This window comes from Syntrophomonas sp. UBA5494 (genome assembly GCF_002426325.1).
In genome coordinates this window covers 17,734-18,736 of sequence record NZ_DIPG01000084.1, presented here as the reverse complement: position 1 = coordinate 18,736, position 1,003 = coordinate 17,734, and the positions used below count along the sequence as shown (strand labels likewise).

Genomic DNA, 1,003 nt, shown 5'->3' with positions numbered 1-1,003 from the left:
TCAAGGCCGGCCCCGCAACATTTTTTGCTCAGGATAAGGCATCAGAAGGAATTAACCAGTATAATAAATAAATACCATAAACATAAATAACAACGATTGCGAGGCTTGGCAGTGAAGATTGAGCTGACCATACTGGTGGAAAACACCACTTCCGCTATGGCTTTGATCGGGGAGTGGGGCTTCTCGGCCCTGATAACGATTGACGGCTATCCGCTGCTGTTCGACACCGGTCACCGCGACGCCTTGTTCGTCAACAGCGCTCAGCTAAAAATGCCCTTAAAGGATATTGAAGAAATCGTGATCAGCCATGGTCACTACGATCACTGCGGGGCTTTGGTCGCTTTGCTCAAACAGATCGGATCCCGCCCTGTAACCGCCCATCCCGGAATATTCGTTAAACGCTATTCAATAGGAGCCGGGGGTCACAAGCTCGCGGTGGGCTGCCCGTTTTCTGAAGCTGAAGCCGCAGCCGCCGGGGCGCAGTTCCGTTACAGCGAAAAACCTCTTGAGATTCGGCCCGGGGTCTACGTTACCGGTACGATCCCCCGCAGAACTGCTTATGAAGATGTGGGGGGGCATTTTGCAATCGAGTCGGGGGAGGACTTGATGGAAGACCATATNNGTGGAAGCCTGCCCCCGGCCGGTATCGATGGCCTTTATATCGGGAACCGAGCCCGGCATCATTTGCTACTGGCATCAGTTTGAAATTCCCCTGCTGCCGGAACTGCCGGACTGGCTTAACCCCGTTCCGCCTGAGGACGAGGGGGATGAGAGGAATGATAATGAGCGGCGCAACGAAGGCGGCGGCGAAGCAGATGACGAACCCGGGGACGAACCCGACAACCAGCCCGAGCTGCCGGGAGACAACGATACCCCTTTGCAGCAAATCCGGATAGTGCCTTAACCCGGGATAACCCTGGGATATAATGCCTCCGTTCTGACGCTCCGGGGCGCTCCGCCCCGGTATTTGCTGAGCAGAGTCAAGGCCGGCCCCGCAACATTT

2 protein-coding genes are annotated in these 1,003 nt (G+C 55.5%); both read left to right on the top strand.

All coding sequences use genetic code 11. The features are described from left to right. The first annotated feature begins 156 nt into the window (after positions 1-156). Entirely contained in the window at positions 157-705 is a 549-nt protein-coding gene (locus tag B3W37_RS09260) for an MBL fold metallo-hydrolase (RefSeq protein WP_483175518.1), read from the top strand. Then, the gene (locus B3W37_RS09255) at positions 650-904 is read left to right on the top strand and encodes a hypothetical protein (RefSeq protein WP_483175506.1); all 255 of its coding nucleotides are present in this window, start codon (positions 650-652) and stop codon (positions 902-904) included. Before B3W37_RS09260 ends, B3W37_RS09255 begins: the two co-directional genes overlap by 56 nt. Positions 905-1,003 lie beyond the last annotated feature (99 nt).

Excerpts from the sequence above, each read along its gene's own strand:
- B3W37_RS09255 (WP_483175506.1), top strand. The coding sequence starts at position 650 with ATGGCCTTTATATCGGGAACCGAGCCCGGCATCATTTGCTACTGGCAT.